The sequence below is a fragment of the Microbulbifer halophilus genome, from assembly GCF_026183675.1.
Lineage (GTDB): Bacteria > Pseudomonadota > Gammaproteobacteria > Pseudomonadales > Cellvibrionaceae > Microbulbifer > Microbulbifer halophilus.
On record NZ_JAPIVK010000041.1, the window covers coordinates 22,412 to 33,120 of the forward strand.

The following is a 10,709-nucleotide window of genomic DNA, read 5'->3' on the forward strand; positions in this document are numbered from 1 at the left end:
GGATTCAGGCTTCCTCCTGCATGCGCGCGAGCAGCCGATCGGCCTCCTCGTCGCTCAATGTGTCGAGATCGACCGAATCGAGGAACCGCTCGAAGCCGACCGCCTCCTCGACCGAGTGCGCGAATGTGGCCAGATCGACCGCCGAATACAGGGTTCGCACCGGAAGCTCGATGCCGAACTGCCGATCGACCTGAGCGCAAACCTGGGCAGCGAGCAGCGAATGCCCACCCAAATCAAAGAAGTTATCGTGGCGACCGATACGGGAGCGCGACAGCACCTCCTCCCAGATTGCGGCGATCTCCGCCTCGGTAGGGGTTTGCGGCTCCGCATAGGCGCGCTCCACCTGCGGAAGCGTCACCCGCGTCTCTAGCAGGGCGCGATCGATCTTGCCGCTGGCGTTGATGGGCATGGTATCGAGCGTCACAAGAGAGGCGGGCACCATGTAGTCCGGCACACTGCTCCGCAGTGCATCGCGCAACCCGGCCAGGTCATCATCCGGATCGCGCGCCACCGCGAAGGCGATGAGTTGTCTTTCTCCGCCCTCGGCAAAATGTACGAGAACGGCGGCATCGGCGACCTCTTCGCGCCTGCGCAACACTGCCTCGACCTCTCCGGGTTCGACCCGGAAACCGCGGATCTTGACCTGACGATCACGGCGGCCGAGGTAGATCAATTGCCCGTCTTCGCCAAGAATGACCCGATCGCCGGTGCAATAGAGCCTTGCACCCTGTGTCTGCCCACAGGGGTTGGGCAGGAAAAGTTCCGCAGTCATGTCGGCCCTTCCCATGTAGCCGCGCGCAAGGCCGTGGCCGCCGACGTACAGTATGCCCGGCGCCCCCACAGGTACGGGCCTGAGGTCGTCGTCAAGGACATGACAACTGCTGTTGGGAATAGAACCCCCGATGGGAATAGGCCGGTCTTCCGGGTGCGCTCGGGGAATGTCGTACCAGGTGGAAAAGGTCGTATTTTCAGTCGGACCATAACCGTTGATCAGCCGCACCCCGGGCAGCTTTTTATGGGCGAGCGCACAGCTGACCGGTGAGATGACGTCGCCGCCCACCAGCAGGAAACGCAGCTCCGGAAGGTCACTATCGAGATAGCGGCACCATATATCGAACAGCGCGGAAGTCAGCCATAACGCGCTCACCCGGTAGTCGCGCAGCGCCCGCGTGAACGCCGCCGGATCCGAGGGCTGAGTCTCGATCACCACCAGTTGCCCGCCGTTGAGCAGGGCACCCCATATCTCGAAGGTCGCCAGATCGAACGAAACCGACGAAGAGAGAATAAATCTGAGCCGCTCCTCGAATGGGAGGTAGCATGCGTTTCGGACAAGTCGGGAGACTCCGCCGTGGGTGACGGCAACCCCCTTGGGAACTCCGGTGGAACCCGAGGTGTGTATTACATACGCCAGCGCGTCCGGCCCCAGGTCGGTGGTGTGCACCCCTGCCGATGCCTCCCCGGAGGCGAGGTCCCCCCGGACAAGCGCGACTTGGGTCTCCCGGAAATCCGCTTCCGTCGCCGCGTCCACGACCACCGTCTGCACACTGGCGCCCTTGATCACCATCTTCCTGCGATCTTCGGCGGCACCCTGCTCGATCGGAACATAGGCGCCGCCCGCCTTGATCACGGCGAGCACAGCCACCACCAGGGAAGGCGAACGCGACATGCAGATTCCTACGGGAGCCTCGGCGACTACGCCCGCCTGCCGGAGGCGCGCGGCCAGTCGATCCGAAGCGTCATCGAGCTGGGCATAGGTCATCTCGCCCGCGCTGCCGATCAGTGCGATCGCCTGCGGATCGGCCCGTACCACATCGCCAAACTGCAGCGCCAGTGAACGGCGGTCGCGAGGCGCCTCCGCATGCTGGTTGACCAGTGACACCGAGCTTCGCTCCGCCTCCAGATCAACTGCTTGCAAGTCACGCAACGGCTGCTCCGGCCCGTCGCAGGCGCGGCGCAGAAAACGCTCGTACTGCTGTAGCAACTCTCTCACGGTGGCGGCGTCGAACAGTGCGCAACTGTACTCGCAGTAGAGACGAATTCCGTCCGGACGATCTTCAAAGGAAAGGTTCAGATCGAACTTGGCCGTTCTGTTGTTGTCCCGCAGGGAAATCTGCTCGATCTCCTTCGCGGGTGTCGACAGGTCGACGAAGTTCTCCTGCGCGAACATGACCTGCACAAGCGGCTGGAACGCCAGGCTGCGCTCCAGCCCCAGGTCGTCCACAATCAGGTCGAGCGGGGTATCCTGGTAGTCGTATGCCGCTAACGCAGTTTTTCGTACCCGCTGCAGCAGTTGCAGAAAACTCTCGTCGGCGGAAACCTGGACGCGCAAGGGAAGCGTGTTGACGAAGAAGCCTATCAACGGCTCCAGCTCGGTGCGCGGACGATTGGCCACCGGGGTGCCGACGACGATATCCCCGTGGCCGGCATGGAAAGCGAGCAGTGCGTCGAAAGCGCCGAGCATCAGCATAAACAGGCTGGAGTTCTCCCGCACTGCCAGTGCCTTCAGTTGTGTCGACAGGCCCCGATCCAATTGCGCCACAAGCGTGCGCCCGACATCATTGCGCTCGGCCGGGCGCGGTTTTGCGCAACGCAACTCCAGCAGCGGCGGCGCCCCCCGCAGGCTTTCTCGCCAGAATGCGAGCCGCGCTTCCAACGCCTCGCCCTCCAGGCTGGCCCCCAGCCAGTGGGCGTAATCACCGTACTGCACGGGCAACTCGGCAAGGTCCGCTTCCGGGTCCTGCAGCAGTGCAGACAATTCCCCCATGAGAACGCCGAGCGACCATCCGTCGCAGACGATATGGTGCAAGGTGAGTGCCAGAATGACGCCGCCTCCCGGAATTCGCAGGAGGAGCGCGCGCAAAAGCGGCGCGGTGGTGAGATCAAACGGCCGTGAAATCGCCTCGCCCAGAATCTCATCGACACGATCTTCGTCCACAGCGGGAAGGTCTCCGAGATCCACCGTGCCCAAAGGCACCTCGACCGCTGCCGATACCCGTTGTTTCGGCAGCCCGTTGACCTCCACTATCGCCGTTCTCAGTACATCGTGGCGCTCGACGATGCGGGCGATCGCGCGCCTGATGGTGTCGACGGAAACCGAAGCCTGCAGGCGCATCGCGATCGGCATATTGTAGGCGCCCGTCGAGCCCTGCACCTGCTCCACGAACCACAATCGCTGCTGCATGTACGAAGCGACCGACCGTTCGCGTTTGCCGACGCGGACAATGGGCTTCAAGGTCAGCGCCCCGCCCCGACGCCGCTCGCGAATGTGCAGCGCCAGTCCCTGTAGGTCCGGATGCTCGAACACGTCGCGCGTGCTCAGGTCGACACCGAGAAGGTCGCGCACCCGGACACTGAGCGTGATCGCCATCAGCGAGTGTCCACCCAGTTCGAAGAAGTTGTCTGTGACGCTGATGTCCCGCACACCGAGCAGTTCACCCCACAACAGCGCGAGCTGTCGCTCGATATCGTCGCGGGGCGGCACGATTCCAGTTTTTCCGGTGGGTTGGTTGAAAGCTGGTAAATGCGCGCGGTCGATCTTGCCATTCGGCGTCAACGGCAACTCCGGAAGGAATACATAGTGGGACGGGTGCTTGTACTCCGGCAGCCTTTCACGCAGGAAGGCGCGCAGGTTTTCCTCCAGCCCGGACACCGGCTCGCTGGCCACATAGGCGATCACCCGCTTGTCGCCCCGGTCATCGGTGTGGACTACCGCCGCGGCATTGCCGACCGCGGAATGTGCCGTGATCTGGTCCTCGATCTCGCCGAGCTCGACGCGAAATCCGCGGATTTTGACCTGCTTGTCGCGACGGCCAATATACTCGATCACACCGTCGGGTCCTCGCCGCACCCAATCGCCCGTTCGGTAGAGGCGTGCGCCGGGTTCCCTGCTGAATGGGTCCGGCACGAACCGTTCCGCCGTCAGTGCGGGTTGACCAATATACCCCAGCGCAACGCCACTGCCGCCCACCAGCAACTCGCCGCAAACTCCCAGCGGGGCGAGATGATCCTCATTGTCAACGACATAGGCAGATGCGCCTGAAATGGCCTGACCGATGAAACAGCGCGCCGCATCGAGCGGCGTTCGAATTTCATGCCATGTGCTAAAGGTGGTGTTCTCGGTCGGCCCATACAAGTTGAGCAGGCGGGGGGGCTTGCCCTCCTCCAGCACCCGGCGTACGGTCGCCGGGCTGGCCGCATCACCCCCGAAGCCCACAGTATCTACCTCGGACAACGCCTGCGGGTCCAGCTCAATTAACAGATTGAACAAGGCGACGGTGATGAACATCGCCGAAACCTTGTGGTCGCGCAGCAACAACGGGAACTGCTCCAGATCCAACAGTTGATCGCGATTCACACCGACGAGACGCGCCCCGCCCGCCAGCGCACCCCAGACCTCGAAAGTGGCGGCGTCGAAGGCGTGATTCGACATTTGCATGAACACGTCGTCGGGCCCGATCTCGACATAGTCGCTTCCACGCACCAGCCGCACAACCGCCCGGTGCGGGACTTCCACACCCTTGGGCGCCCCGGTCGATCCAGAGGTGTACATCACATAGGCGGGATGAGAACCGTCCAGTGTCGGCGCGGCCTGTCTGTGCCTGCGCACACTATCCGGTACCGACTTCATGTCGGCCAGGTCGATCCGCACACAGGTCGTCTCATTGGGCATAACGGCTTCCGCCGACGCGCTGCACAGGACCACGCGCAATCCCGTATCGGCGACCACGTGCTCGATCGATTGTGAGGAGTGCTTTATATCGAGAGGTACATAGGCCGCGCCCAGCTCGAGAATGGCCAGCATTCCCGCCACCAGGTCGACCGCCGTATCTACGCACAGCGCGACTCTGTCCAGCGGCGCCACACCCAGGGACTGCAACCGGGATGCGTAGCTCCCTGCCACCCTGTCGAGCGCGCCATAGCTGAGTTGCAAACCGCCGTGCTCTACCGCAATTGCGTCTGGCGCCGTATCACATCGTTGCCGGAACAAGTTTTCCAGAGCCCCCCCTTCCGGTGCCCGGTCGATGGATGGCCGGCCCAGATCGAGCACTCGCTCGCGCATGGAGGCATCCATTAGACCGAAGGATGCGAGCGGAACTTCGGGAGCGGCGAGCACCTGGTCCAGCAACTGCGTGTAGAAGACCGTCAACCGTTCGGCACTGTCGGGCTCAAACAGGTGGATATCGTAGGTCAACTTGAATTCCAGCCCCTCCGGGAAACGGCGGAACTGCAGGCTGAGATCATCCTTCACCGCATTCGAGATGATACCGTCGTTGTCCGAAAACTGCTCCCCCGTATCTGCGAGCTGTACTACCTCGCGTTCGGCGGCATTGTTGAGCGCGAGGGAAACCTGGTAGAGCGGGGTGTAGCTCAGGTCGCGTTCTCCGATGCAGTGTTCAACGACCGTCCGGAAGGGGATGCTCTGGTTCGCTTGTGCCGCGAAGGTATTGTCGCGAACTGTCCCGAGCAATTCGGAAAAACTCTGCCGCTGATCCACGTTAGTGCGGATTACGATCGTATTGGTGAACATCCCAACCACATTGGCAAGCTCCGGGAACGGCCGCCCCGCAACAGCGGTTCCCACGGCGATATCCTGCATGGCGCAGCACCGGGCAAGCATCGCCTTGAAGACAGCCAATAGCCCCATGAAGAGCGTCGCCCCCTGCCGACGGCAAAACGCGTTCAACGCATCCGCAGTGGCCGCCGGCAGCATGCGCCTGACTGAAGCCCCTTCATATCGCTTGACCGCCGGTCGTGGGTTGTCTGTCGGCAGATCAAGCAGAGGGGGGAGGCCTCGCAGTGTGTTTTTCCAGAACTCCAGTTGGGTGTCGAATCCCCCGTCGCAGAGCTCCTTCTGCTGCCACCAGGCGAAATCGGCGTAGCCGGCTGCCGGCGCGGACAGTTGCGGCTCCCTGCCCGCCTGTAAGGCGTCCATCAGCTGCATATATTCCCGGGCCAGGATCCCGGAAGACCAGGCATCCGTGGCGATGTGATGAACGTTCATCATCAGGACATGCCGGGAAACGCCGAGGCGAATGACACAGGAGTGCAACGGCAAGTCCCGATCCAATGCGAACAGGCGTTGCTCCTCCCGCTTCACCAGACCGTCGACCTCCCGGGCCGCAAGTGTCTCATCTGCGAGCGCGGATAGGTCGATGAGCGGGGTGACCGGCATCGACGTCTGATCGACGACTCGAAAAGGCACGCCGTCTTCCTCGGCAAAGCGCGTGCGCAAGGTCTCGTGCCTGGCTACCAGCGTCCCTATCGCACGTCGATGACAGGATATGTCCACCGGTATGTCGAGGCTCATGGTTACCAGCACGTTGTAGGCCGGGCTGGGTCCTTCGTGTCGATACAGGAACCACAGGCGCTCCTCCGAAGCGGAAAGCGGCAGCCGTTCCAACGCCGGAGCAGTCGGCATCTCCGAGGGCGTCGATACCGCCATCTCCTCCCTCAGCAAGGCGACGATATCATCGCGATGGCGCTGAACGTCGGCCCTGAGCTCGTCGTCGAATACGCCTGGAGGCGCGCTGAATCGCAGACTCTCCCCCTCCAGCCAGAGTTTAATGTCGCGGGCCGCAAGCACGGCTATCAACTCGTACACAGTCGTGGCTCTCTGATTCATTGGATCTTCCTCACGCCACCAGCGTATTGAACAACGCCTCACCTAAATGGTGTTGGCACAGCCACACGCTGTTTTCCTTGCCTTTGAAGCTGGATTCCCCACTGAGCATCTCCACAGGCGAAAACCCGCTGGCCACCCCGGTGGCAAACAGGCCCCGGATTGGCTCGCCGCAGGCATCCAACAAGCGTGAATCCTGGTCGACATAACGACCCGTGAAGCCACCGTGCAACGAAACCGGAGCGCCGAGCGCGTTGCACAATTGCAGACGCGGGAATCTATACCCGGTGGCGAACACCACCAGCGCCAAGTTTGTCCAGTCCATATCCAGCTGATCCCATTCCTGAGCACTGGACGGCAAGCGGCGCAGGCAGGCGCGGGGCTCGATCGTTTCGGCCAGCCCGGCGATTCGCCGAAACAGTTCTTTCGCATCGCCTCGCAGCCCTCCGATCGGGAATACTTCGCCCTTGCTGCCGATATCATCCGCGCCAAAAGCCGAGAAACCATCCTCTTGCGCCATAGCCACGGTTTTGTAAAACACCTTGACGGGGGAACGGTGGAGAATCTGCACTGCGTCAGCCCCGAGGAGGAAATCGCCCGCCATGCGCTCGAGCAGGAGCCAGGCACTGGACAGTGCGCTATGGCCGCCCCCGACTACGATCACTTGCGGTGAATCGAAATTGTCCAGCCAGGCTTCCGCGCTCTTCCGGCCCGCCTCGGTCAGCAGCTCGTCCGAACAAACAGCCATGGGCAAGGTGCGCACGCCGCGGCGCCGGCATGCCGCCATCAGACTTTCTCCCAGCTCGGCCGGCACGTGCGGCTCGCCGCCGGCGGCCAGGAGCACATGGTTGGACTGGATGTGCTCCGGGGCCGAGCTGCCGTCGCTGGGAACAAGTCTCAACTCGAAACGGCTCGGTCCCAGGATGCGCACTCTATCGACGCGGGTATTGAGAGCCAGCCGCGATTCCGGCGAAGACGATATCGCCGCAGCCACATCTGTGCCGATAACATCCAGAAGTTCAGAGGCCAGAGACAGCGGAAGTACGGACTCGCGGAAACGACCGACCTCGGCACGCAGCGGCGAAGCCGACGCCCTATGCAGTCGACCGCCGTCTATCCCGTGCTCGAGCGATTCCAGGAAGGTCGATCCCGGGGAATTCGAGTTGATCGCATAGCGTTTCAGGCACCCGGCGCCCAGACTTGGCCCCGCTTCCACGAGTGCCAGGCCGCGCTTGAGCAATTCGTCGATGCGACCCGACCATGCCCCATACACCAGCGGCCCGATACCCGCGGGGCCGCCACCGACAACAACCGAGTGAAATTGGCGAAGCTTCGTCATAGGGTGCCGACCTCGCGCTCTTCCTCCTTCGGTGCCACCGCGACACCCTCGTCTTTCGCGCCGGCAGCCCAGGTCTTGGCGGCCAGCAATTCCGATAGCTGTGCCACGGTTGGCGCCTTGAAAACCAGGGCGAGATCCATGCCCAGCCCGAGCCTCGTCCGTACCCGGGTCGGAATCTCGGTGGCCAGAAGTGAGTCTCCCCCGAGTTCGAAGAAGTTGTCGTGTATGCCTATCGGCTGAATCCCCAGTAGCGCCTCCCAGATGGCCGCCATGGCCTGTTCGAGGTCATTGCGGGGCGAGGCAAACTCACTGCCGAGATAGGGGCGCTCGTTGCGCTCCTCTCCCGTATCCTCCACCGGCTCCGGATTGTGGATCTCGTCGAGCAGGCTGCTCAGTGGCCGTGTCGATACGATGACTTGCGCACCGCCCGCCTGTGCCAGCACCCGGTCCATTGCCTCTATCCCCTCTTCCGGGGCGATGCCGGCCGGATTCGCCTGCCACGCGGCCGCGACCGCGACAGATGGCGCGCTACCGGGACGCATCGCTTCGGGTTGGACCTGTTTCAGAGTGAACCCCTCGATGGCGACGAGGACGGCACCGTCTGTATCCAGAAGCTGCACATCCAGAGCCAGGTTGTCGTCAATGTCCCGAGGCCCGGAGGCAATGCGACTGTGCGCGAAACAATGGGGAGGGATTGCTTGCCAGACAGTGATTTTCCGATAGCCGAAAGGCAGAAATGTCCCGCGCGCCTGCGCGGCCGCACTTCGCTCGAGCCAATGGCTGTTCGCCAGGCCCGTCGCCAGGTCGAGCAGTGCGGGGTGCAACAGGAACTCGGCGGCGTCCTCCCGCGCTTCGCGCGGCAGCTCGAGCTCGACCAGCGCTTCGCTCTGGCTCGCGTCGATACGCTTGACGCTATGCCAGCGCGAGCCGAGTCTGAGCCAGCCATCCTGCGGCAGCAAATCCGCCTCCCGCCCGACGAAACTTTCGCTGTGCGGGTGACACCCTCTCAGCGCCTGCAGGTCCCGGGTGTCCGGCGCGGCGGCGCTGCACGCGACCAGGCCGCGCACATGGTCGCTCCAGCCGCTTGCCCCCTGTGCCTGAACGCGAAAGTGCATGCCTTCATCTTCGGTATCGAGAAGGAGCCGAACATGGGTGCCGCGATCCGAGTCGACGGTCAGTGGGGAGAGGAATAAAACGTCGCGCAGTTCCAGGGGGCCCTGGCCTCCCTCCAACTGCCTGAATCCCGCCAATGCCATTTCCAGCAAACCCGTTCCGGGCATAACGGGCATATCGTTCATACGGTGTTCGTCGACGATCCAGTGTCGGTCCGCATCGAGCCGCAGCGTGAATTTTCCTCCGTCACCGCTGCGTGCAAAATCGTCGAGCAGCGGGTGTTGGGCAGACGATGCCAGGCGAATGGACTCGGCGCCGGCGGCGCGCGCCGCCATGCCGACCTCGCTCCAGCCGTCCCAGTTCAAGGAGATTACCGGCAGACCGCCGCGTGCGTACGAGCGCGCCATCAGATCGAGCGCGTTGTTCGCTCCGCAGTAGTCCACCTGCCCCGGACCGCCAGTGACGGCGAACAGCGAGGAGTGAAGCAGAACGATATCCGGCGAGTCCTCTGCTATGGCTTCGAGCAGTATCTGCGCTCCGCGGACCTTGGGATCCAGCACGGCTGCCGCTTCTTCAGCGGTGCGCCGCTGCATGATCCCGCCCCCGGCGACACCCGCTGCATGCATCACACCGTTCAGGGAGCCGAAGCGGTCGCGCGCGCGCGCAACGGCCGAGTGCATGGAGGCGGGGTCCGTGACATCCACGGCGATGGGCAAGACTTCCGCACCAAGTGCCTCCAGCGCTTGCACCTGACGGATGCGAATGCCCGTCGGATGCGCATCGCCGAGTTCGGCCAGGGTCTCCGCCCACTGCTCGCGCTCGGGGAGCTCAGCACGCCCAAGCAGGGCCAGCCTCGCCTTGTAGTTGCGGGCGAGATGCTCGGCGAACACCATTCCAAGGCCGCCGAAGCCTCCGGCAATCAGGTAGGCGCCGCCCTCCCGCCAGCGGGGCGCGGCTGAGGTTTCACCCAGAGGTAGGGGTGACGTATCCTGCATCCATCGGTGGGCGCCGCGCAGCGCGATTCGTTCACCAGAAACAGCTGGCACGGACAATAGCTCCGCATATACCGACAGATCCGAAACATTGCCGCCGACATCGACCAGTACAGAGGTGATAGACGGGTATTCCTGTGGGATGACCGCAGCCGGCCCCAGCACACTGCCCTTGAGCGGGTCCAGTTGTTCGTCGCCGGTCACGTCGGCTAGCCCGCTGGTTAGAATGGTCAGGGATACCGTCTCGTCTTCGATCTTCTCGCCGAGCGCCTGCGCCAGATACAGCAAACTGTAGAAACCGATTGTCTGGCTGCGCGAGTAATCCTCTCCGCAATGATCGAGGGCCCAGGCATGCACTATGCGGGAGGGCAATGGCTCCCCTGTCCAGACATGCGCCATCAGCCGCTGCATGTCATCCGGGGCGTTCGGACGGATCGTTATTCGCTCGCCATCGGCTCGGAAGCCATCTCCCCTATGCACTTCCGTCACCCTGTGACCGCGCGCCCGCAACAAAGCCGAAAGCCTGACTCCGCGTTCCCCCTGGTCACAGAAAAACAACCAGTGCTCGGGCTTCTCCAGAGCCATCGAGTCCGGTTTCGATCTGTTTGGCAACTGCGTCCAGACCGGCACGTGAAACCAGTCGGCG

General features: G+C 63.1%; 3 protein-coding genes. All 3 read right to left on the bottom strand.

All coding sequences use genetic code 11. From position 1 onward, the window contains the following. Positions 1-4: 4 nt before the first annotated feature. Positions 5-6,622 carry a non-ribosomal peptide synthetase gene (locus OQE62_RS16815; RefSeq protein ID WP_265723207.1) on the bottom strand — a complete coding sequence of 2,206 codons (6,618 nt, stop codon included), beginning with the start codon at positions 6,620-6,622 and terminating at the stop codon, positions 5-7. A gap of 10 nt (positions 6,623-6,632) precedes the next feature. Next, a complete protein-coding gene (locus OQE62_RS16820; protein WP_265723208.1) occupies positions 6,633-7,958 on the bottom strand; it encodes an NAD(P)/FAD-dependent oxidoreductase in 1,326 nt (441 codons plus the stop codon). After that, positions 7,955-10,709: SDR family oxidoreductase (locus OQE62_RS16825; protein ID WP_265723209.1), on the bottom strand; the 2,755-nt coding region annotated here is incomplete at its 5' end. The genes OQE62_RS16820 and OQE62_RS16825, both read right to left, overlap by 4 nt.